Raw genomic sequence first — 23,350 nt, forward strand, 5'->3', positions numbered from 1 at the left:
GGCACAATTGGCAGTGTAACCGCTTTGATAATGGGGACCGGTTTGGTAAAATAAGCTTCGGTATCTATTTATCGAGGACGGGAGCTGTACATGTGTTAAAAAAATACAGTTTTTACGGAATCACGCTGGACATGCTGCTCGTATTCGGCATATTCGGGCTGCTGCTTGCACTTATCGTCGGTTACGCCTTCCTGGAACAGCGGCGCAGGAGCAAACCGCGAAGAGTCCGCGGCGGGGAGGACTCGGCATGAGCGGATGGCGCAGACAAGGAGAATGGCTCGAATGGCGTGCGGCCGGCGATATCCAGGGCAGGGAGCAGGCGAGGCAGCTCGCTTCGGCTTTGATAGGTGAGAAGTGGAGCCGCACCTTGCTGCATAACGGCGGCTTGCTGTGGCAGGGCAGCCGGCTGCGGCTGCGGTTATTTCCCGAGGAGCCGAACGTTCAAGCGGACGAGTGGACGGATATCGAGTTCTTGTATGAAGACGATTTTTGCTTCGTGGCGGATAAGCCTGCCGGGATGAAGGTACACCCGACAGCGGAAGGCGAGAAGGGGACGCTGCTGCAAGCGGCAGCCTCCAGGCTTGCCGCCGAGGGGCAGCTCTGCCGTCCGCGGCATATTCACCGGTTGGACGAAGACACGACCGGTCCGGTGCTGTTTGCCAAGTACGACTGGGTGCAGACGATTCTTGACGCCCGGATGCGCGAGAAAAGCATCGGCCGCACGTACGTCGCCTTCGTCCAAGGCAGGCTTGCGAAAGCGAAGGGCCGGATCGACGCACCGATCGGCCGTGACCGGCATCACCCGACACGTCGCCGGGTTTCCCCGACAGGCGAGTCAGCCGTCACCTTATATGAACGGCTGGAAACGTATCCGGACGCTGCGCTCGTGCGGTTGACGCTCGAAACGGGGCGGACGCACCAAATTCGCGTGCACCTGAGTCATTTGGGTCACCCGTTGATCGGAGACGCGTTGTACGGCGGGCGGCGGGATGCCATCGGCCGTCAAGCGCTGCACGGGGAAGCGCTGGTTTTTCCGCATCCTTTTACGAATGAGCCCGTGGCGGTTTCATCGCCTTGGCCTGCCGATTTCGGCGCACTGCAAGAACGGTTGAAAAATTTGTAGTCATGCTGCTCCTCCCGAACCCATATACATGTTGTAGAGGTTGTTATATGACAATGCGGTCTAGTATCTTACTTTTCTTACGGGAAAAGGAAGTCATACGAAAGGGAGGACTTAACCTTGGCAACTGATCAAAACGGATTGCGATTCGATATTTACGAGCGTGTACATTTAAGTGAGGGCGTGCTCGGCATTAAGGAGCTGGAGAGCGTCGAGCTTGTCCCGCATATTCAAGTGTTGTCTCAAGGAGAACAAGCCGTTCTGCGCGGCAATCTGCTCTTGACCGGCGCCTATGTGGATGAACAAGGCCGCGAGGCGCAAACGCTGGAGCATCTGATCCCGGTCGAAATTACGCTGCCGATGAACCGTGTTCAACGCGTTGAAGATATCGCGGTGGAAATCGAAAACTTCGACGTCGATTTGCTGTCCGAGCGGAGCTTGAATATTACCGGCGTGTTATCGTTAAACGGTCTGGAAGTGTTCTCTTCTTCCGAAGGCGAGCGGTCCTGGAGCGAGACGGAAGAAGAGGTCGTCTTCGTACATGAAGCCCGGGTTCCACAGCGTGAGGCTGCGGCTGAACCATGGGCTGAAGAACAGGCAGAAAGAGTTGCGGAGCGGGAGCCATCGATTCTTCACTCTTCCGCAGCGGAGCCTGCAAGTCCGTTTACGTCCCGTCAAGAGGAGCGGCAGAACGGATGGACGCCGGAGGAACCCCGAACGGAGGCGTCCGAGAAAGCGTCCGTGCAGAGCGTAGCGGCTGCTGAGCCTGCGCTTGCGCCCGAGTCTGCCCAACTAGAGCAACATGAGCAACCTGCGCAACCTGCGGAGGAAAAGAAAGATGTGAAAGTGGGCTTCGGCATCAAGGGCTCGTCCGCCGTCGAGCCGTCTCCGGCCCCGGCACAACCGGCAAGCGGCAAGCCGTTCGGATTCACTTCGCTCGTTCAGTACGCGGCGTCGAAGTCGGAAGCGCGCGAAGCGGAAGAGGCTGCAGCCGCAGCCGCCGCAGCCGCAGCCGCAGCCGCGCAAAGCCAGGCCGACGAGAAGGTGGAGTGGAAAAACCTGCTCCCGGGCAGGCAGGGGCAGCAGGAGTTCCGGAAGCTGCGGCTGGTGATCGTGCAGAAGGAAGAAACGCTCGAAACCATTGCCAAAAAATACAATGTGAGTCCGCGGGAAATCGCGCTTCATAACCGGCTCGGCGAAAGCGAGCTGGCCGCCGGACAAATCGTATATATCCCGAAATAACGGCGCGCACCCAAAACAATGCGTCCGGACAGCCTGAAGCAGGCTTGTCCGGGCGTTTTTTTGGTTATACTGATCGGATGGAGGTTCGCGGCCCGGAAAGTGGATGGTATTAAACGCGGCCTCGTATTGACTCTGCCGTTGCGATTGTTTATCATAATACGCATAAGATGCTGTAATAACGTGGAAAGGGAATAGTAGGCAGCAAGCCCTTCAGAGAGCGGAACCGGCACCACGCTGAGAGGTTTCCCGCAGGATGCGTACCTGTCGAAGTCGCCCCGGAGTTGCCGAATTGAAAGCCATGCGGCTTAGATTCGGCCGGTCACAGCCGTTATCTGTTTAAGCGCCGTATGGGCGGCTTTCATCCCGATGGAATGCGGGTATCCCGCGCTCCTGCAGGCTCATGCGGAATAAAGGTGGTACCACGGATGCGAAAGCCTTCGTCCTTTACGGGCGAGAGGCTTTTTTTGGTTGATAGAAGGCATCAACCTTGACGAAGGCGCGTTTCCTTGCCGGACAAGGAAAGCGTGGCCGTTAATCGCGGCTTCAAGCCGTAAGCTTGCCGATACAGCGAACAGTAACCAGTTGGAGGAGAGAAAAGGTTATGGAAGAAACGAAACCAGCGGCACCGGAAACGTCGATGCCGACCACGTACGATCCGAAGGAAAGTGAGAAGAAATGGTACGATTATTGGCTGCAGGGCGGATATTTCAAAGCCGGCCAACGGCCGGACGCCAAGCCTTACAGCATCGTCATACCGCCGCCGAACGTGACGGGGATGCTGCATATCGGACACGCGCTGGATAACACGCTGCAGGACATTGTCATCCGGGCCAAACGGATGCAGGGCTACGATGCGCTCTGGCTCCCGGGCACCGACCACGCGGGAATCGCGACGCAGACGAGAGTGGAGCAGAAGCTTCGCGAGGAAGGCCTGTCCCGATACGATCTCGGACGCGAGAAGTTTCTCGAGAAAGTGTGGGAGTGGAAGGAGCATTATGCCGGCACGATCCGTGAACAATGGGCCAAAATGGGCCTGTCGCTCGATTACTCCAGGGAACGGTTTACTTTGGACGAAGGGCTTTCCAAGGCGGTTCGCGAAGTATTCGTCCGTCTCTATGAGAAAGGTTTAATCTACCGCGGCAAATATATTATCAACTGGGATCCGGCGGCCCGTACGGCGCTGTCGGACATCGAAGTCGAATATAAGGAAGTTCAAGGCGCGTTGTACCACCTGAAATATCCGGTCAAAGACAGCGGAGAATTCATCGTCGTCGCGACGACTCGCCCGGAGACGATGCTCGGCGATACGGCGGTAGCGGTGCATCCGGAGGATGAGCGCTATCGGCACTTGATCGGCAAGACGCTTGTCTTGCCGATTATCGGCCGCGAAATTCCGATCGTCGGCGACGAGTACGTCGAGAAAGAGTTCGGAAGCGGCGCCGTAAAAATTACGCCGGCGCACGATCCGAACGACTTCGAGGTGGGCAACCGCCACAGCTTGCCGCAGGTGCTCGTGATGGACGAGTCCGGCAAGATGAATGAGAACGCGGGCAAATATCAAGGGCTGGACCGTTTCGAATGCCGCAAGCAGATCGTGGCGGACATGAAGGAGCTCGGCGTGCTGATCAAGATCGAGGAGCACGTGCATCAGGTCGGACACAGCGAGCGCAGCGGCGCCGTCGTAGAGCCGTATTTGTCGACGCAGTGGTTCGTGAAGATGAAGCCGCTGGCCGAACGCGCCGTCGAAGCGCAGAAGTCCGGGCAAGGCGTCAACTACGTGCCGGACCGTTTCGAGAAAATTTATTTGCACTGGATCGAGAATGTCCGCGACTGGTGTATTTCCCGTCAGCTGTGGTGGGGTCACCGGATTCCGGCCTGGTATTGCGGCGACTGTAAAGAATTGATTGTCGCGCGCGAAGATGTCACGGTTTGTCCGCATTGCGGCGGCACGCATATGAAGCAGGACGAGGATGTGCTCGATACGTGGTTCAGTTCGGCGTTGTGGCCGTTCTCGACGATGGGCTGGCCGGATCAGACCGAAGACATGAAGCGTTATTACCCGAACGACCTGCTGGTGACGGGCTACGATATTATTTACTTCTGGGTGGCGCGGATGATTTTCAGCGGTCTTGAATTTACGGATCGCATTCCGTTCAAGGACGTGCTTATTCACGGACTTGTGCGCGACGCCGAAGGGCGTAAAATGTCCAAATCGCTCGGCAACGGCGTCGATCCGTTCGACGTCATTGAGAAATACGGCGCCGACGCGATGCGCTTCATGCTGTCGACGGGCTCTACACCGGGGCAAGATCTTCGCTTCCGTTGGGAGAAGGTCGAGCAGGCCAGAAACTTCGCGAACAAGATTTGGAACGCTTCGCGTTTCGCGCTCATGAACCTCGGGGATTTCAAATACGAAGATATCGATTTGACCGGCCAACTCGGAACGGCGGACCGTTGGATCCTGCATCGTCTGAATGAGACGGTACGCGAGGTAACCCGACTGATCGATGCGTACGAATTCGGCGAAACGGGCAGGCTGCTGTACAATTTCATCTGGGACGATTTGTGCGACTGGTATATTGAATTCAGCAAGCTGTCTTTATACGGGAACGACGAAACGGCGAAAAAGACGACGAAGTCTGTCCTCGCTTACGTGCTGGACCGGACCCAGCGCCTTCTGCATCCGTTCATGCCGTTCATCAGCGAGGAAATTTGGCAGCACTTGCCGCATGAAGGCGATACGATCACGCTTGCCGCATGGCCGACGTTCGAAGCGAAGTTCGAAGCGCCGGATGCGGTGCGCGAGATGGAGCTGTTGATGGACATTATCCGGACGGTGCGCAACATCCGGGCGGAAGTGAACGTGCCGATGAGCAAGAAGATCGAGCTGCAAGTGAAGCCGACCGGCGCCGAGACGGAACATATTTTGAAGCGAAACGAAGAGTACCTCCGTCGGTTCAGCAATACGTCGGTCTTGACGATCGACAGCACGCTGGGCGCGCCGGATAAAGCGATGACAGGAATCGTCACAGGCGCGGAATTGTTCTTGCCTTTGGCCGGATTAATCGACATTGCCCAGGAAATAAGCCGCTTGGAGAAAGAGCTTCAGACGCTCCACGCCGAAGTTGAGCGCATTGAGAAAAAACTTGCGAACGAAGGCTTTGTCGCCAAAGCGCCGGCCAAAGTGATTGAAGAAGAAAAAGCGAAGCTGGCCGATTACTCCGGCAAGCGGGATAAAGTGACGGCTCGTATCGCGGAACTGAAAGGATGAACGTAAGATGACGAAGGACGCTAACGCTCCGATCCAGGGTTCCTTCCGCACCGCGAGGGAAGCGATCGACTGGATCGTCCGTTTCATTCCGATGACGGGTATCAAGCTTGGGCTGGAGCGTATGGAGAAGCTGATGGAGCTGCTCGATTATCCGCACCGCCGCTTGAAGTTCATTCATGTGGCGGGCACGAACGGCAAAGGCTCGGTCTGCGCGTATTTGACCGAAACGATCCGGCAAGCCGGCTATGATGTGGGGACGTTCACGTCCCCCTACATCGAAACGTTCCATGAGCGGATTCGATTGAACGGGGAAAACATCAGCGACGAGGATTTGCTGCAGGTCGTTAACAAAATTAAACCGCTGATCGATGAAGTCGCCGCCGAATACGGGCAGCCTTCCATGTTCGAAATATCGACCGTCATCGCGATCGAATATTTTGCCCGGACCGCGTACCCGGACTTCGTTGTTTGGGAGACGGGTCTTGGAGGCCGGCTTGATTCGACGAATATCGTATCGCCGCTCGTATCCGTCATTACGAACATCGGGCACGATCATATGGACTACCTCGGGGACTCGCTCGCCTCGATCGCCGCCGAGAAGGCCGGGATTATCAAGGCCGGAGTTCCGGTCATCAGCGCCGTCGAGCAGCCGGAAGCGCTGCAGGCGATCGAAGACAAGGCTGCCGAGAAGAAGAGCAAAGTTTATTTGCTGGGTCGCGAGTTTCACCTGGAGACGGTTGCTTCGGTCGAAGGCGAGCAGACGTTTCATTTCGAAGGATTGTTCAGGCGCATTCCGAACGTCTCGATCTCGATGAACGGCCCGCATCAGGTTAAAAACGCGGCCGTAGCCCTTATGACCCTCGAAGTGCTGCGCCAGTATTACGCGCTGATCGTGGACGACGAGGACTTGTATCGGGCGATGAAGACGACATCTTGGCCGGGACGGCTGGAGAAGGTGTCTGACAACCCGCGGATCGTCATCGACGGGGCGCACAATCCGGAAGGAGCCGAAGCGCTTGCGGTTTCGCTGACGACCACTTACAAGTACCGCAAGCTGCATTTTATGATGGGGATGCTGGCGGGCAAGAATCATTCAGGCTACTTCAGGCATATACTACCAATAGTGGATACCCTTATCTTGACCGAGCCGAATTGGCATAAAAAAGCGTCCGCCGCGGATCTTGCCGCGATCGCCCGTACCATGCTCGCCGAGCTCGGCCGAGACCAGGTGGAAGTGATCATCGAACCGGATTGGAAGACGGCGTTTGAACGAACAAAAGAGTTGACGGCACAAGACGACTTGGCCGTCGTTTCAGGTACGTTATATTTGATGGGGGATATACGTTCCTGGATCAAGCATCAATCCGATTCTGAAAAAGGCTGGTGAAACGGGCGTGAATACATCGGAGCACATCCATTTTATCGGCATCGGCGGGTATGGTATGAGTGCCATTGCCAAAGTGATGCTGGAAATGGGCTACCAAGTTTCGGGATCTGATTTGGCGCAAGCCGAGCTTACGGAAAAGCTCGCAGCCAAGGGAGCGCAAGTGTTCATCGGGCACGAAGCGCAAAATGTGAAAGGCGCAGACGTCGTCGTTTACTCGACCGCTCTGTCCAAAGATAATGTGGAAATGCTGGCGGCTGAGGAATTGAACATTCCGATTCTTCACCGTTCCCAAATGCTCGCGCAGCTGATGAATGCGAAGAAAGGGATTGCCGTAGCAGGCGCGCACGGAAAGACGACAACGTCCTCCATGATTGCGCTCGTGCTTGAACAGTGCGGGCAAGATCCGACCTTCATTATCGGGGGGGAAATTCTGAACGTCGGCAGCAACGCGAAGGCCGGTAAAGGCGATTACGTCGTGGCCGAAGCGGACGAGAGCGACGGATCGTTTCTTCAATATCAGCCTTTGATCGCTTTGGTGAACAATATCGAAGCGGATCATTTGGAAAACTACGACGGTGACTTTGAAAATTTGAAAAAAGCGTATGCGCAATTTCTTAGCCAAGTGAAGCCGCAAGGTAAAGCCGTCATCTGCAAGGACGATCCGTATTTGCTGGAAATGATGCCGAACATCCAAAGCGAGGTCATCACGTACGGGATCGATTCGGAAGCGGACGTCGTCGCGCGCAACATCGATCTCGGCGACCGTAAAGTTTCGTTCGACGTCGTGCGCGGCGGCCGGACGCTCGGTACGATTCGATTGTCGGTCCCGGGCAAGCATAACGTGTATAACGCGCTCGCCACGCTGATCACCTGCATGGAAGCGGGGCTGTCGTTCGAGCAGGTGGCGGAAGCGATTCCTTCGTTCCGCGGCGCGAAGCGGCGCTTTCAAGTGCTCGGCGAAGTGAACGACATGCTTGTGATCGACGATTATGCGCATCATCCGACGGAGATCGAAGCGACGATTCAAGCGGCGAAGGCGACGGGCAAGCGCATTGTGGCGGTGTTTCAGCCGCAGCGTTATACGCGCACGTACTTCTTGTTCGAGCAGTTCAGCCGCTCGTTTCCGGAGGCTGACGAAGTGATTATTACGGACATTTACTCGCCGGCAGGCGAAAAACAGATCGAAGGCATTACCTCGGCCAAGCTCGTGGAACTGATTAAGCAGAACAGCAATCGGAACGTGCGTTACATCCCGACGAAGGAAGAGGTTCAGGCGTATTTGTCCCGTGCGGTGCAGCCTGGAGACTTGGTGCTGACGATGGGCGCGGGGGACATTTGGAAAGCGGCGGCGGGTCTCGCCAAAGCATTGGAAGAACGGCAAAGTTCATAGTACTGCGAAGAGAGGCTCCGATTCCTTGCAAGCTTGAAGGAAATCGGAGTTTTTTTGTTCTATTTCATGTCCGACTCTCATAGTCTAGTAACACGAAACCGGACAAGGGAGAGTAGGAGCAATGAATAAAGCCAAAATGACGTTTCGATTTTCGCATGAACGCCGGCAGGATGATTCTTCCCCGCGCAGGGAAGTCAAAGTGATTCCGCTGCATGCGGAAGAGTATCGTGTGGTGCAAGAGCCCGAAACTCAACGCGCCGAGGTTCCGTTGCACGGGTCTGAGGCTTGGACGGAGACGGAGACGGAAACTGGTTTGGACGATAAGGCGGGGAGGCGCGGGGAAGCGGGAGCGCGGTTCGGCAGCGGCACGGAAACGAACGGGGGGACGCCGTTCCATACGGGACAGGCTCCCTCCCGGACGTCCCGAACATCGGTAAAGCCTGCGGGCCGGAGTGAGTTCTCTTCGCCAAGCGTGAAGCCGCTTAACGATTTTACGACCGATTTTGGGGGTTGGCAAAGCTCTTTCGATTTGGAGACGGAGCGCGTCGAGCAGATCATTCGCTCTGCCGGCGGACCCGCCGCCGATCCGGAGACAGGCTATTTCGAACGCGAGCCGAGGCCGTCCGGAGGCCGCCGCTCCCACCGCGGGGTGATCGTAGATGATCATGTACATTACTCCAAGGCGCCGGGGGGCGGCTCGTTCTTGAAAATTACGGCTTCGGTGGCCGGAGCGGTTATTACGGGCGTCGCCTTCGGTTTTTTGGTGCTGTCGATGTTCTCCGGCGGCGAAGGGAGCGGCACGACCGCCGACCCGACGCAGGCGCAAGCCTCGGCAGGCGGCGCGGCGCAGCCGCAGAACGGGGACAAAGCGGACGCCTCCGGCAGCGGAACGGGGACGCAGGCAGCTGCGCCTGCAGGCGCCTCGGTGCCGGCTGCGGTCGCGGACGGCGTTGCGATCGCGCTGCCGGCTGCCAGCTATACGTTTCTGCAGGGCGGCGTGTTCAGCACCGCGCAGAGCGCGGAGACGGCGGTGGCCGACTTCCGCAAGAAAGGTCTTGCCGCAGTGAGCGAGGCGGGAGACAAACATACGGTCTATGTCGGTATGGCGTCCGGCCGTGATGAAGCTCTGGGGCTTTCGCAAGTCTACGAGGCCCAGGATATCGACGTGATGCTAAAGCCTTACGACATTCCGGCGGTATCCAAAATCCGTTGGAACGGCAAGCAAACCGATATATTCGGCGCCTACATGAATCAGGGCGCCAAGCTGGTGCAGCTCATCGCGGCACAAACGGCCGTTCACGCCGGCGAGAAGACGGCCGGCGCGCTGGACGAGAAGGCGCTGCAGACGATCAAGACGACGCACCAAAGCTGGTCGCAATCGGCCGCTTCCGTCAGCGACGGGCTCGGCGAGGCGGGCAAGGCGGCGCTGCCCAAGATGAACAGCGCCTTGAATACGGCCGTCGCCTCTATGGAGGAGTACAAGAAGAACCCCTCCGCCGCGTTCATATGGCAGGCGCAAACGTCGCTGATGCAGTACCTGGTAGCTGAGAAAGAGCTGCTCAAGGCGATCGCGCTGCCGTAGAACTCAGGTCGGGAAGCACGAACGGTTTCTGTATCGCAAGATCAGCTGTGGCAAAAACACGAATATATCTTCCTCGAAGGGCTCCGGTAAGGAGCTCTTCTTTCTGCGTTTGCAGGTGTAGGGACGAATCATTTGCAAAGAATAAGATTATGGTATACTCAGAACTATACCAACAAACCGAATGACCAAGGAGTTATTCATGATTCGTTCATTAGCGGTAACCTACGATTTGCAAGTGATGGAGGACGTTTCATTAAACCGTCTTGCAGATGCCGATATTCGTTGGTATTGGGTCGACTTTAATGATCCAACCGAAGAGGAAGCGAAACTTTTAGAAAGTCATTTTCATTTTCACCCGCTTGCCGTCGAAGATTGCTTCCATTTGCTGCAAAGGCCTAAATTAGATCATTATGAGGATGTGCATTTTTTCGTCATGCACGCGATTCATCCCCAAACACTTGCCGCCGAGGAAGTGGATTTATTTTTAGGAAACAACTTTGTCGTCACCTTCCATTTGAACCCTGCGAGGGAAGTGGAGGATGCCTGGGCCAAGATCAGCGGGCAGAATAAAGGCGTTGACCAAGGCCCCATTTATGCGGCTTACCTCATTATGGACAAGCTGGTGGATCAATATTTCCCCAGTGTTTATCAAATCGAAGATCAGCTGAACGATATCGAGAATAAGGTTAGGTCGGAATCGATCCAGGCGTTAATGGACGATATTTTCGAAATCCGCTCCAAATTGTTAAAGCTTCGGCGAACGATTGTACCTATGCGCGATCTTCTGTACCGGGTCATTAATTCCGAACGTATTGAAGGCATCAAGGAACATTTGTTTTACTTCAAGGATGTCCATGACCACCTGCTGAAGCTGTCCGAGATGATTGACTCCAACCGGGATGTAACGGCCGATATGCGGGATAGCTACATCTCGCTGAATTCAAACCGGATGAATACGATTATGAAAACTTTAACCGTTATTACGACCATCTTCATGCCTTTAACCTTCATTGCGGGCATTTACGGCATGAACTTTGAGAACATGCCCGAGTTAAAATGGCAGTGGGGCTATTTTATCGTTTTGGCGCTGATGTTCGCCATCGGTTTTGGCATGTTTACCTGGTTTAGAAAAAAAGGTTGGTTTAACTAGAAAAATCCGATGCTCCCTGACCAGGGAACATCGGATTTTATCGGACTGGCCGTTATTTGGGATTCTTATAACGGTCGATCAGCGCTGCGGCCTCCGCCCGGTTCATTGCGCGCTCCGGCGCAAATTCGGTTGCGGTAACGCCGTCAATGAAGCCGCTCGCTTTCAGCGCCGCGATCGCCTCCGCCGCCCAGTAGTCCCCGGGCACGTCGCGGAACGGCTGGCGGACGCTGTCCGCCGGCGCAGGCTTGGCCAAGCGCTGGAACAGGGCGGCTACCTCGGCGCGACTGACCGGGTTGTCCGGTCGCAGCGTGCCGTCGGGGTAGCCGTCCAGCAGGCCGGCCTTCACAGCCTGATCCAGCGCGGCGTAAGCCCAGTGCCCCGCCGTCACGTCGCGGAAGGCGGCCGCGCCTTTCTTCGTCGCGTCGCTGCGGCAGCCGCCCGCGTCATACACGGCTTGTGCGACCGTCGCTGCGGCGCCGCTTGCGCAAGCCGGGTTCTCAGCCGCGGCCGCGTCCAGGTCGAACAAGCGGCCGAGCAGCGTCACCCACTCGGCTCGCGTCAGCGCACGTGCCGGTTCGAAGCGCTTGCCGGTGCCGGTCACGATGGCTTGATCCGCGAGGCGCTGGATCGCTTCGCGCGCCCAATGGCCGCGCGTATCGGGGAAGGTTAGATTCGGCGGCAGATACGCCTCGATGCCCTTGGCGATTCCTTCCGCCATCGTCAGACGAGCCGAATCGTTCGCCAGCAGCGCCGCATCCGCGGAGTTCGACAGAAACGCCGTCTCGACCAGCACGCTGGGAATATTACCCGACCGAACGACGTACACGGCGCTCGGCACCAGACCGCGGTCTTCGCCGCCGACGGTTGCAACGAAGCTGTCCAGCACCTTCCTGGCGAGCTCGCGGCTTTCGGAGGTCAGCGCTCTCATCTCCGCGCTGGCCGGATAACTGGCTTGGGGATAAGCATCATCGTAGTAGAGAACCATGGCGCCTCGAGTGGACGGATTCGAGTACGAATTCGCATGGATGGATACGAACAAATCCGCGTTTTGGTTTTTGGCGAAGGCGACCCGCTCGCTCAGCGATAAATAAACGTCGGAGTCGCGGGACATGCGCACATCGTAGCCGCGTTGTTCAAGCAAATCGCGCAATTTACGGGAAATGTCCAGATTGACAACTTTCTCTTGCAGTCCGTTCACGCCGATCGCGCCCGGATCGTAACCTCCATGCCCCGGATCGACGACCACGGTCGCCGCCGAGGCTTGTCCGGGCAGCGTCCAGACGCATAACGCAACAAGTGCGGCTCGAAGCCAACGTTGTGCCATCCGGTCCCCCCCCTTTCCGTCATTATTCTACAGGCTTTTATGAGCACTGTAAGCTGGTAACATCCTCCAACAAAAAACAGCCCGCCTCTTCCAAATATGGTATAATAACGAATGGCCCTGACGTATAAAAATCAGACAGCACGGGTTAATATTTTCCCGAAAGAGGTAACCTATATCTTGAAAAAAAATACGTTTACCCTCATTCTATTGCTGCTTGTCGGTCTCATTGCGGGAACGCTCATCGGGCAGTTATTGTCGGCTTATTCCGTACTTGCCTTTTTGACCAGGTCGGTCGAGCTCTCCTGGCAGCCGAAGGCGGATTTGCTCGTCATCCGGTACTACCTCGATTTTCATATCCGACTTAACCTGATCAGCATTGCCGGATTGGCGGCGGGCTTTTGGACTTTTAGGAAACTGTAAGAAACGGCTACCTTATTAAAAATTCGAAGCGGGGGATCGTTTTATGTCGATTACGACGACAAAAATCGTCATTTTGGCTTCATCGTCGCCGCGGCGGCAACAATTAATAAGCTCTTTGTCGCTTCCGTATCGGATCGAAGTCAGCGATGTCGATGAGACGACGGACCCTGGAAGGACGCCGTCGCAAATCGTAGAAGAGTTGTCCGAACGCAAAGCGAGGGCGATCTACGAACGTTATGAGAGAGAACCTGCCCAAGCGGAGGACGGCGTCATTGTCGGTTCCGATACGATCGTTGTGTTGGATGGGAACGTGCTCGGCAAGCCGCGCGACGAAGAGGACGCTTTCCGGATGCTGAAACGGCTGCAAGGACGCGAGCACGAGGTGTACAGCGGCGTCACTTGCATCGGACTTGCCGACGGACGGACGAGCGTGGCCCACGAGCGCACCGTCGTCCGGATGAAGCCGATGTCGGATGAGCGGATCCGCCGATATATCGCAACCCGCGAACCACTGGACAAGGCCGGTTCTTATGCGATCCAAGGGATCGGCGCGACGATCGTGGAACGAATCGAGGGCGATTATTTCAATGTCGTCGGACTTCCGATGTCGCTGCTTTCCGACATGTTGGCTGATTTTTCTATTGCTGTTTTTTGACCGGGTGAAATGGTATAATGGGTGTTCTAGAATAACCGGCTGCAGGCGTGACGGCGGGTTTGTCCGCTGTCGGCCGCCAGGGAGAAGAAAGAGGGGAATGCATGGAATCGCACAATATCACATTGCGCGATGTCCCGAATGAAGACCGACCTAGAGAACGAATGATGCAGCATGGGGCTGAGGCTTTAAGCAACGCGGAACTGCTCGCCATATTACTGCGAACCGGCACCTACCAGGAATCGGCGGTCCGCTTGGCCGAGCGGCTGCTTCGGGAGAGCGGGGGGCTGCGGGCGCTCGTCGATGTAAGCCTGGAGCAGCTGACTTCTTTCAAAGGCATCGGCGCCGCCAAGGCGCTGCAAATCAAAGCCGGGATCGAGCTTGGACGAAGATTGGCGCGGTCGGCGATGAACGAAACCGTGACCATCCGTTCGCCGCAGGATGCCGCCGCGATTTTGACGGAGGATATGCGCTATTTGCAAAAAGAACATTTCGTCTGCTTGTTTCTGAACACGAAAAACCATGTGATCGGACAGGAGACGCTATCGATGGGCAGCTTGAACGCTTCGATCGTGCATCCGCGCGAAGTGTTTCGGGCCGCGATCAAACGAAGCAGCGCTTCCATCGTATGTGCTCACAACCATCCGAGCGGCGACCCGACCCCAAGTCCCGAGGACATTCAAATGACGAAACGGCTTGTGGAGGCCGGTGACATCGTGGGAATCGAAGTGCTCGATCATCTCATTATCGGCGACCTCCGCTTCGTGAGTTTGAAGGAACTCGGATTGATGTAATATAATACAAAACGCGTGAGACACGCCTTCAAATAGAGAAGGGAGTACCCTATTTATGTTTGGTTTCGAAGGATTTACGAAAGATTTAGGTATCGATCTCGGTACCGCCAACACACTAGTTTACGTCAAAGGAAAAGGCATCGTCGTCCGGGAACCGTCCGTAGTCGCGATCCGTACCGATACGAAAACAATTGAAGCCGTCGGCGAGGCCGCCAAAAAAATGATCGGACGCACCCCCGGCAACATCCGGGCCATCCGTCCGATGAAGGACGGCGTCATTGCCGATTTTGAGACGACGTCGACGATGATCAAATATTTCATTCGCCAGGCGCAGAAGCAGCGGTTGCTGTTCCAGCGCCACCCCAGCGTCATGGTATGCGTGCCTTCCGGGATAACCGCCGTCGAGAAGCGCGCGGTGGAAGACGCGACGCGGCAAGCCGGCGCGCGCGATGCCTATACCATTGAAGAGCCGTTCGCCGCGGCCATCGGCGCCGACTTGCCGGTCTGGGAGCCGACCGGCAGCATGGTGGTTGACATCGGCGGCGGGACGACCGAGGTGGCTGTCATTTCGCTCGGCGGTATCGTCACGAGCCGTTCGATCCGAGTAGCCGGCGATGAGATGGACGAGGCGATCACCCAATACATTAAGCGCACCTACAACTTGATGATTGGAGAACGGACCAGCGAGCAGATCAAGATGGAAATCGGTTCGGCGCTTCCGATGGAAACGTCGGCCAAGCTGGAAATCCGCGGCCGCGACCTGGTGTCGGGACTGCCCAAAACGATGTCGATCAGCTCGGATGAGATCACCGAAGCGTTGAGCGATACGGTGAACAGCATCGTTGACGCGGTAAAGGTGACGCTGGAGAAATGCCCGCCGGAGCTGTCTGCGGACATCATGGATCGCGGTATTGTGCTGACAGGCGGCGGGGGACTGCTGCGCAACCTGGACAGGCTGCTTGCACGCGAAACCGGGATGCCGGTGCTTGTGGCGGAAAATCCGCTCGACTGCGTAGCGATCGGAACGGGCCGCGCGCTTGAGAACATCCATTTGTTCAAAACGAGATCGGGTCCTACCAGTAAAGCCAGACGTTAAGATGATTGTTCCGATAGCCGGATTTACCGCATTAAAGGTTGCAGGTGGAAGGTGTAAGCATTGAAGCTACTGGGGAACAAAAGACTGCTTATTCTGATGCTCGGCCTGATTTGTTTCATCGCGCTTATGGGATTGACGTTCGGTAAGCGGGGATATGAAACATGGCCGGAAAAGTTTGTCAAAGACTCAATCTCCTGGACGCAGGGATTGATTTATAAGCCGGTGGGCATGATCACCGGTTTCTTTCAAGATGTAGGCCAGCTGTGGACGATCTACGAAGAAAACAAGGTGCTTCGGGGAACGTTGTCCCGTTATGCCCGCGATACGACGCGTTTGAACGATCTTGAATTGCAGAATCAGCGGCTGCAGGACGCCCTTGGCTTTACCGAACGGCAAAAACAGATGAATCAATACAAATTCCGCATTGCCGAGGTCGTGTCGTTCGTCCAACAAGGGAAATCGATCACGATCAATTTAGGCGAGAAGGACAACATTCGGCCGAACATGGCGGTCATATCGGTAGAAGGCTTGATCGGCCGTGTGACCGAGGTGTCTGCGTTTTATTCGAACGTGCAGCTGTTGACCGGCATCGACGACAAAGCGGCGCTTGAGTCCAAAGCGATATCCGTCACGGTCAAGACGAAGGAGAACGAGTCATTCGGTTTGATCGAGAAATACGATCCGGAGGCGGGCAAGCTCGTCATGACCAAAATCGATCCGAACGACCCGCTCCAGGTTGGGGATACGGTCATTACATCGGGCAAAGGGCTTGTGTTTCCGCGCGGCATCGAGGTGGGCAAAGTCATCGAACGGCGCGAAGGCGATTTTGGCATTACCCACGTCGCCACGATAGAACCGTTCGCTTCCTTCAATCATCTTCGCGAAGTGTTCGTCGTTGAAGTGCCGGAGAGTTGAGGTGACGGGCAAAAGTGAGTTATAAGAAGCTTTGGTTGATTTTGTTCGGTTTGTTTTTGTTGGAAACGACGCTGCTGCCTTGGATCATCCCCCTCAGTTGGCAGTCGAACGTGGAAGTGAACCCGCACTTCGTGCTCGTTGTCGTTCTGTTCATCGGGCTATACATCCATCGGCATGTGGCGCTGATGTACGGATTGATTTTCGGCATGCTGTTCGATTTCATGACCTTCTCGCCGATGCTGGGGCCGGTGACGTTCGCCATGGGGCTGGCCGGGTATTTGGCCGGCTTGATGCAGGGGAGGATTTATTCCAGCATTGTGATCAGCATGCTAGTGATCGGTCTCGGCCATTTATTTTACGACGCAGCCTTATTCGGAATTTATCGTTTATTTCGCGTGACCCATATCCAGTTTGAGTGGGTGTTCCTGCATCGGATGCTGCCCAGCATGCTCATTAATTTGTTATTCGCACTGGCCATTTACGTGCCGATACGTCGTTTGTTCGAGAGCATGCCCGGAAAACCGGCGGAGAACGAAGAATAAATTTCCGCGGCCCGGCAGGAGAACGCCTGCGCCAAGCCGAATTGTATAGGCTTAGGAGGTAGGAACGTTTATGACGGCAGCCAAACATCATGTGACAATCAAAGGTGTTAAAGACGGGCTCGTCTTTTTACTTGATGATACATGTGAATTTTCTGACGTGCTGGAAGAATTGAACCACAAGTTGGAAAAGACGCATCAGCAAATTTTAACCGGACCGATTATCCATGTCCATGTAAAGCTCGGAAAGCGGGCGGTTACGGACGAACAGAAAGAACAGGTGCGCCGGATTATTAGTCAAAAGGGCAATCTGTTGATCCAATCGATGGAGTCGCTGGATCCCTCGCAAGACAGGGAGATGCCGGACGCCTCAGACGTGAAGATCGTCAGAGGCATCGTTCGCTCCGGACAAACCTTGACGCATGAAGGCGACATGCTTCTGCTTGGAGATATCAACCCGGGGGGCGCCATCGTCAGCACGGGCAGCATCTATATTATGGGTTCGCTGCGCGGAATGGCGCACGCGGGAGCGGACGGAGACGAGACAGCCGTTATCGCCGCCTCGCACATGCGGCCGACGCAGCTTCGCATAGGGGGTATCATCAGTCGTCCGCCGGACGAGTGGGACCTCAGCGAAGCTTTTGATGCGTATATGGAGTTCGCTTATGTGAAGCATGGTAAAATGGAAATCGACAAAATTCATCACATGCACCGATTTGCGCTCTTATAATAAAATTAAAGACCGGAACTATACATGTGATCACTGTGTACTTTTTAAACTACCCTTGAAGGAGTGGGACCTATGGGAGAGGCAATCGTCATCACTTCAGGCAAAGGCGGTGTCGGTAAAACGACGACGTCGGCCAACATCGGCACGGCATTGGCGCTGCAGGGCAAGAAAGTGGTCATGGTCGATACCGATATCGGGTTGCGCAACCTGGACGTCGTGATGGGCTTGGAGAACCGGATTATTTACGATCTGATCGACGTAGCCGAAGGACGCTGCCGTTTGCCGCAAGCCTTGGTCAAAGACAAGCGCTTTGATGAACTGTACATGCTTCCTGCGGCGCAAACGAAAGACAAACATGCGATTTCCCCGGACGCGGTCCGGCAAATTGTGCTCGATCTGAAGCGGGACTTCGAATATGTCATTATTGATTGTCCGGCCGGTATCGAGCAGGGCTTCAAGAACGCGATCGCCGGCGCGGACAAGGCGATCGTCGTCACGACGCCGGAGAATGCGGCCGTCCGCGACGCCGACCGGATCATCGGGCTGCTGGAGAAGGAACCGAACGTGGAGTCGCCGAAGCTGGTGATCAACCGCATTCGTCCGAACATGGTCAAGAAGGGCGAAATGCTTGACGTCGATGAAATTTGTTCGGTGCTCGCCATCGATTTGCTCGGCATCGTCCCTGATGACGAATATGTCATTAAAGCGGCCAACATGGGCGAACCTACGGTGATGAACCCGAATTCCCGCGCGGCGATCGCTTACCGCAATATCGCCCGCCGTATACTTGGCGACTCCGTGCCGTTGATGCAGCTTGAAGACCGTTCCGGTATGTTCATCAAAATGAAAAAGTTTTTCGGGATAGGATGAAAGTCAAGTGCTGCACAAGTTTAAAAAAATTGACCCGCTGATCGTCTTCCTGCTGCTCGCTTTTATGGTGATCAGCACGCTGCTGCTGTACAGTGCGACCTTGAATGACAGTATGTTCACATTCGATACGAAGAAGCTGGCGATCGTTTACTCGATTTCCATTGTGGCATTCTTTTTGACGGCGGCTTTCGATTACCGGGTGTTGATCAAGACGTCGTATTATTTGTACGGTATCGGTATTTTGCTGCTGGTGGCCGTTTATTTCTTCGGTTCCAAAATCAACGGCGCCCGCGGTTGGTTCAAAGGACTGCCGTTCGGACTCGACTTTCAACCGGTCGAACTTGTCAAAATTATTTTAATCTTGACGCTGGCTACCTTCATGGCGAGACGAAAGGGCGAACCGCTTGAACTGCTGCGCGATGTCATTCCCATCGGTCTGATCGCGCTGCTGCCGATTTCACTTGTCATTATCCAGCCCGATCTCGGCAATGCGATCATCTTGGGCGTTATCTTGATCGGTATGTATTGGATCGGAAATATCAAGCTCATCTACGCTTTTCTTGGCGCGGCGATCATCACCGGCCTCTCGTACTTGTTTATATTTTTGTTCAAGCTGTACCATGTGCCGCTGCAAGCGTTCTTGAGATCGAAGGAGCTGCCGACGCACTGGATGGATCGGATCAATACGTTCGTTAACCCGACCGAAGCCGATAAGAACGATACGTACCACGTCGATAACGCCATCCGCGCAATCGGTTCAGGTTCGCTGACGGGGGAAGGGTATTTGAACGGATCGTCCATCCACAGCAATTTCATTCCGGTCGCCTATACCGATTCGATCTTCGTCGTCGTCGGCGAGGAGTTCGGGTTCGTAGGCGCGTCGATCTTGCTTTTAATGTATTTCGTGCTCATCTATCGGATGATCCTCATTTCCATTTATTGCGACAATTATGCCGGTTCGTTCATCATTATCGGCATTGTGTCGATGCTCGTCTTTCAAATCTTTCAGAATGTCGGCATGATGATCGGCATTATGCCGCTCACCGGGATTACGCTGCCGTTCATCAGCTACGGCGGTACGTCGTTATTGATCAACATGGTGGCGATGGGGCTCGTAATGAGCATTCGTATGCATGACGACAAGCTGTTGGACGAAGAATGAACGACGGGACCGTACGGCTGCCGCAAAAAAAGCCCGATAGCGCACCATCGTTTCGCTGCTTTCACTTGCCGGCTGTGGCGAGTCCAAGCGGTGCGGCAGCGCAAAAAGAAGACCCGAGGCCACAGAAGCCTCGGGTCTTCTTGGAATTACAGCGTCGAAACCGGATTGACCGCTTCCGTCCAATCCTTGTAGGTCTGAAGCGCGGTTCCTTGAATCAGCGCGTGACGGGCCAAATAGACGCCCTCTTCAATGGAACCGGCGATTCCGCCCGTCCAGAGACGAACGGCGCTGTTCAGCAGCACCATGTTCAAGTAGGGCAGCTCGGCGTCGCCGCGAAGCACGGAGAGCGCGGTGCTGGCTTGACGCTCCGCCGTCCATTCGCCTTCCGGCACTTCGACCATCAGCTCGAACAATTCCGGATCGACGATGAACAGCTCCCTGGCGCCGTCCCGTATCACATAAGTACGGGTACGCTTATCGACGGCCAAGTCCTCGGAGCCCTCCATCCCTTGTACGACGATGCCGCGGTTTACTCCGAGTTCGATTAGTGTGCCGGCGATTTTCTCGAACACCGTGCCGTGGAATACGCCGACGGCCATCGCTTCGGCATCCGTAAAGCGAAGCAGCTTCTCGGCCGTATTGAACACGGTGCGCAAGCCGAGTTCCTGCCTGAGCCCGCGCAATTCGCCCAGCGGCTTGCACCAGCGCTCGGTCGGTACGAACATAAATCCGGTTTGCTCTGCTGCAGAGATCAACGCATCCCGGGAGGCGTGGACGGCTGGAATATGAAGCGCCTGCAGCACGTCCGCAAGGGTGACGCCGTACTTCGGCGGCAGACTCGGGCTGCTGTGCAGCGTCGCCGGCATTCCGCAGGCAGCCAGAACGAACGCGGTCGGGAACGTGGCGATGAACGTGCGCGTTCGGCCGTCGTAAGGGCCGGCGCAATCGAAGCTGCCGCGAATCGGATACGGCGTGATGCGCTTGCGCAAAGCGTCGATGAAGGCGCGCAGCTCGACCGGCGATTCCATTTTGATCCGTTCCGCGACCAGGAAGGCGCCGATTTGAGCCGGGGTCGCTTCGCCGGTGAGAATGGCCTCGGCCCCTTGTGCGGCTTCGTCGTAAGTGAGGTCTCTGGCGCCGCGTTTGCCGCGACCTACTTCTTTAAGTAAAGATATCATCGTCTTCGGCCTCCTTTATTCTCATCCTGCAGCAGCTGATATACCTTGACGATGGAGGTGGCGACGTCTACCATTCGTTTTCGTTCGTTCATGGCCTGCTTGCGTAAAAAATCGTAAGCTTCCGCTTCTGAAATGTGCTTGATTTCACACAGGATTCGTTTCGCCTGATCGACCCATTTGCGCTCCTCCAGCTTGGATAACAACTGCTCCCGTTCCTGCTGCCACTCGGTCCTTTGGAAGTAATGGTTCACACCGAGCAGCAGCGCGCAGTGAATTTCCAACTCGCTCATACAGGAACCGAGCAAGCCGTCAATGCCCGGATCGAGCTTGCATGCGTGGCTCGGGAATGTCTCGCGGTCGCACCACCAGAAGACGGGGAGACTGCGTTCGGCAAGCACCCGGCTGCGCCAGTTCGCCACTTGATCGGTCGGCACCGATAACAGGACCGCATCCGCTTTTCCGATGTGAAAGGATAGCTCCTTGGAGCTGAAGGCCGCGTAAACGCGAAATCCCATATCTTTCAGCATCGCTTCGGGCACGGATTCCTTAATGACGGCGTCGGGGTCTTTCCGGATACTTGGCATGGAGGCGGCAGCGCGAGTTGGCTCCAACTCGTCAATAAGTAAAAAAGACTGTAACATGTCAACGCCCCCACGAATTATAATTTCATATTGCGTCATGTATATGTTAGGTTTTGGTTGATGATGCTCGCTTTCCAATTAGAAATATAACATAAGACTCTGTTTTTTGTCGACAAACGAAAGGAAATGGTTAGGTTCTGGTTTTTTTATGTAATGTTTATTGACACATCAAAAATCCCGTACTATAATAACGATATGAACAGTAAACGTTCGTTGACACAATGGTGTGTCAAACCTTGAGGCAATGGCGCCTATCCCTTACAATTACGTAAACGGATAGGCTTTTTATGTGCGCTTACACGCGACGCCATCTTACATGCAGTTCACAATGCTGTGGCTGCTGCGGCAATGAGGCCGATGGACGCTGTGCCCTACTGGCGCGGGTTTGTCCGTCGGCCTTTTTGCGTATGTGATCATCAAGACATCACGGCACAACACTAAAAAAACGGCAACAGAGTCAGAAAGAGACAGAGACAAAGAAAGAGACAGAAACAGAGACAGAAACAGAGACAGAAACTTGCGGATAGGCAGGCTTCAAGCTTATACAAGGGAGAGGATACCATGGTCGATCGGAAAGGTTTCTTGCAAAGCGGGCACAAAGGTTCGTTAATCAGCGCATTCTTGTATTTTGACGTGAGTTTTATGTTATGGGTTTTGATCGGTCCGATGGCGGTTTTGATTGCGAACGACTTTAACATGAACGCCGCGGAAAAAGCAAACTTGGTCGCGCTGCCTCTTCTGGGCGGATCGATTCTCCGATTGGTATTGGGATACTTAACCGACCGTATCGGACCAAAGAAAACGGCAATCGCCGGCATGCTCTTGACCGTTATTCCTTTGATTTACGGGTGGCAAGCTGCCGATACGCTTAACGACATGTACTTTGTCGCTCTCATGCTCGGGATTGCGGGAGCGAGCTTCGCAGCAGCGCTGCCGCTGGCCAGCCGCTGGTATCCGCCGCAATATCAAGGTTTGGCGCTCGGGATCGCCGGCGCGGGCAACAGCGGAACGATCTTCAGCACCCTGTTCGCCAACCGGCTGGCCGGGCATTACGGAGACTGGCACGTCGTCTTCGGCATAGCGCTCATTCCGCTTGTCATCGTTTTCCTCATCTTTATCTTCCTGGCGAAAGACAGCCCGACGCAGCCTGCTCCATTAAAGCTGGCCGACTACGGACGGGTGCTTCGTCAGAGAGACACATGGCTGTTCTGTCTGTTGTACATGGTGACGTTCGGCGGATTTTCCGGTATGGCAAACTACTTGACCATCTTTTTCAATACGGAATATAAGCTCAGTGCGGTAACGGCGGCGGATTTCGCAACCATCTGTATTGTCGCGGGAAGCCTGTTCCGCCCGATCGGCGGATGGATGTCCGACAAGATGGGCGGCATCCGGATGCTCATAACGCTGTACGCGGTAATCGGCATCATGCTGGCTTTTGTCTCCACGCTTCCTGCTTTGTGGCTCACGACCGGACTCTTGTTCATCGCGATGATGGCTATGGGCATGGGGAACGGCGCCGTGTTCCAGCTGGTGCCGCAGCGCTTTAGTCAGGAGGTCGGCATCATTACAGGCATCGTCGGCGCGGCCGGCGGCTTGGGCGGCTATTTCCTGCCGAAAATTCTCGGCAATTTGAAGCTTTCAACCGGCTCTTTCACCCCCGGCTTCCTGATCCTGAGCGGCATCGCTCTCGTCTGCATCGTTGTCATTGCGGTCGTTCAAGGCAAGTGGAAGCGCACTTGGATCGGCGAAGGCGGTAAAGTCAAGACAAGCGGGTTAGATGGCGTCAGCGCATAACGGACCGCGGGATCGTTCGGGCACGCTGGCCGATCGGCCAGCGGCAGCCGGATCCGCGCAAACGTTTTGGCATATGCAGCTCTGGGCCTG

At 55.4% G+C, this 23,350-nt stretch carries 21 protein-coding genes and 1 other annotated feature; of the genes, 18 read left to right on the plus strand and 3 right to left on the minus strand.

Features of this window, described 5'->3' with window-relative positions:
- Positions 1-92 precede the first annotated feature (92 nt).
- The 8 genes from PVA01S_RS26600 to corA all read left to right on the plus strand — a co-directional run bounded on the left by PVA01S_RS26600 (position 93) and on the right by corA (position 11,142).
- Positions 93-251, plus strand: a complete 159-nt coding sequence (locus PVA01S_RS26600; protein ID WP_155613752.1) for a hypothetical protein — start codon at positions 93-95, stop codon at positions 249-251.
- Positions 248-1,123, plus strand: coding sequence for an RluA family pseudouridine synthase (locus PVA01S_RS11955; RefSeq protein ID WP_054800460.1), 876 nt, complete (start codon positions 248-250; stop codon positions 1,121-1,123). The genes PVA01S_RS26600 and PVA01S_RS11955 overlap by 4 nt, the downstream gene beginning before the upstream one ends.
- 117 nt (positions 1,124-1,240) lie before the next feature.
- Positions 1,241-2,362: a LysM peptidoglycan-binding domain-containing protein gene (locus PVA01S_RS11960; RefSeq protein WP_127607790.1), complete on the plus strand. Its 1,122-nt coding sequence runs from the start codon at positions 1,241-1,243 to the stop codon at positions 2,360-2,362.
- Positions 2,363-2,534: 172 nt separating this feature from the next.
- Positions 2,535-2,810 (plus strand) — a binding site (T-box leader).
- A 153-nt stretch (positions 2,811-2,963) separates the two neighbouring features.
- Positions 2,964-5,633 (plus strand): valine--tRNA ligase, encoded by a 2,670-nt coding sequence (locus PVA01S_RS11965; protein ID WP_127607792.1) that lies wholly within the window; start codon positions 2,964-2,966, stop codon positions 5,631-5,633.
- A 7-nt stretch (positions 5,634-5,640) separates the two neighbouring features.
- On the plus strand, positions 5,641-7,020 hold the full coding sequence (locus PVA01S_RS11970) for a bifunctional folylpolyglutamate synthase/dihydrofolate synthase (protein ID WP_127607793.1): 1,380 nt from the start codon (positions 5,641-5,643) through the stop codon (positions 7,018-7,020).
- 7 nt (positions 7,021-7,027) lie between these two features.
- Entirely contained in the window at positions 7,028-8,410 is a 1,383-nt protein-coding gene (gene murC, locus PVA01S_RS11975) for a UDP-N-acetylmuramate--L-alanine ligase (protein WP_127607795.1), read from the plus strand.
- A 121-nt stretch (positions 8,411-8,531) separates the two neighbouring features.
- Positions 8,532-9,992, plus strand: a complete 1,461-nt coding sequence (locus tag PVA01S_RS11980; protein WP_127607797.1) for an SPOR domain-containing protein — start codon at positions 8,532-8,534, stop codon at positions 9,990-9,992.
- Positions 9,993-10,191: 199 nt separating this feature from the next.
- Positions 10,192-11,142 carry a magnesium/cobalt transporter CorA gene (corA, locus tag PVA01S_RS11985; protein ID WP_127607799.1) on the plus strand — a complete coding sequence of 317 codons (951 nt, stop codon included), beginning with the start codon at positions 10,192-10,194 and terminating at the stop codon, positions 11,140-11,142.
- A gap of 52 nt (positions 11,143-11,194) precedes the next feature.
- Here corA and PVA01S_RS11990 read toward each other — a convergent pair whose 3' ends face one another.
- The gene (locus tag PVA01S_RS11990) at positions 11,195-12,466 is read right to left on the minus strand and encodes an N-acetylmuramoyl-L-alanine amidase (RefSeq protein WP_127607801.1); all 1,272 of its coding nucleotides are present in this window, start codon (positions 12,464-12,466) and stop codon (positions 11,195-11,197) included.
- A gap of 177 nt (positions 12,467-12,643) precedes the next feature.
- Here PVA01S_RS11990 and PVA01S_RS11995 point away from each other — a divergent pair, with 177 nt between their 5' ends.
- The 9 genes from PVA01S_RS11995 (at position 12,644) to PVA01S_RS12035 (ending at position 19,644) form a co-directional block, all read left to right on the plus strand.
- Positions 12,644-12,886 carry a DUF4321 domain-containing protein gene (locus PVA01S_RS11995; RefSeq protein ID WP_127607803.1) on the plus strand — a complete coding sequence of 81 codons (243 nt, stop codon included), beginning with the start codon at positions 12,644-12,646 and terminating at the stop codon, positions 12,884-12,886.
- Positions 12,887-12,929: 43 nt separating this feature from the next.
- Entirely contained in the window at positions 12,930-13,541 is a 612-nt protein-coding gene (locus tag PVA01S_RS12000) for a Maf family protein (protein ID WP_127607805.1), read from the plus strand.
- A gap of 101 nt (positions 13,542-13,642) precedes the next feature.
- Positions 13,643-14,332 carry a RadC family protein gene (gene radC / locus PVA01S_RS12005; RefSeq protein WP_054800144.1) on the plus strand — a complete coding sequence of 230 codons (690 nt, stop codon included), beginning with the start codon at positions 13,643-13,645 and terminating at the stop codon, positions 14,330-14,332.
- A 55-nt stretch (positions 14,333-14,387) separates the two neighbouring features.
- The gene (locus PVA01S_RS12010; protein WP_127607807.1) at positions 14,388-15,428 is read left to right on the plus strand and encodes a rod shape-determining protein; all 1,041 of its coding nucleotides are present in this window, start codon (positions 14,388-14,390) and stop codon (positions 15,426-15,428) included.
- 60 nt (positions 15,429-15,488) lie between these two features.
- Positions 15,489-16,343: a rod shape-determining protein MreC gene (gene mreC / locus PVA01S_RS12015; protein ID WP_127607809.1), complete on the plus strand. Its 855-nt coding sequence runs from the start codon at positions 15,489-15,491 to the stop codon at positions 16,341-16,343.
- A gap of 14 nt (positions 16,344-16,357) precedes the next feature.
- The gene (gene mreD / locus PVA01S_RS12020; RefSeq protein WP_054798069.1) at positions 16,358-16,885 is read left to right on the plus strand and encodes a rod shape-determining protein MreD; all 528 of its coding nucleotides are present in this window, start codon (positions 16,358-16,360) and stop codon (positions 16,883-16,885) included.
- A gap of 70 nt (positions 16,886-16,955) precedes the next feature.
- On the plus strand, positions 16,956-17,612 hold the full coding sequence (minC, locus tag PVA01S_RS12025) for a septum site-determining protein MinC (protein WP_054798070.1): 657 nt from the start codon (positions 16,956-16,958) through the stop codon (positions 17,610-17,612).
- Between the two features lie 72 nt (positions 17,613-17,684).
- Positions 17,685-18,482 (plus strand): septum site-determining protein MinD, encoded by a 798-nt coding sequence (gene minD / locus PVA01S_RS12030; RefSeq protein ID WP_054800146.1) that lies wholly within the window; start codon positions 17,685-17,687, stop codon positions 18,480-18,482.
- A 7-nt stretch (positions 18,483-18,489) separates the two neighbouring features.
- Positions 18,490-19,644, plus strand: a complete 1,155-nt coding sequence (locus tag PVA01S_RS12035; RefSeq protein WP_127607812.1) for an FtsW/RodA/SpoVE family cell cycle protein — start codon at positions 18,490-18,492, stop codon at positions 19,642-19,644.
- Positions 19,645-19,790: 146 nt separating this feature from the next.
- Here PVA01S_RS12035 and PVA01S_RS12040 read toward each other — a convergent pair whose 3' ends face one another.
- Positions 19,791-20,822 (minus strand): anthranilate phosphoribosyltransferase, encoded by a 1,032-nt coding sequence (locus PVA01S_RS12040; protein ID WP_054798071.1) that lies wholly within the window; start codon positions 20,820-20,822, stop codon positions 19,791-19,793.
- Positions 20,819-21,463: an ANTAR domain-containing response regulator gene (locus tag PVA01S_RS12045; protein ID WP_164751808.1), complete on the minus strand. Its 645-nt coding sequence runs from the start codon at positions 21,461-21,463 to the stop codon at positions 20,819-20,821. Before PVA01S_RS12045 ends, PVA01S_RS12040 begins: the two co-directional genes overlap by 4 nt.
- A gap of 561 nt (positions 21,464-22,024) precedes the next feature.
- On the opposite strand from PVA01S_RS12045, the gene PVA01S_RS12050 reads away from it, so the two are divergent.
- Positions 22,025-23,260 (plus strand): nitrate/nitrite transporter, encoded by a 1,236-nt coding sequence (locus PVA01S_RS12050; RefSeq protein WP_127607816.1) that lies wholly within the window; start codon positions 22,025-22,027, stop codon positions 23,258-23,260.
- The last annotated feature ends 90 nt before the right edge of the window (positions 23,261-23,350 follow it).

It is taken from the genome of Paenibacillus validus NBRC 15382 (assembly GCF_004000985.1).
Taxonomy (GTDB): domain Bacteria; phylum Bacillota; class Bacilli; order Paenibacillales; family NBRC-103111; genus Paenibacillus_G; species Paenibacillus_G validus.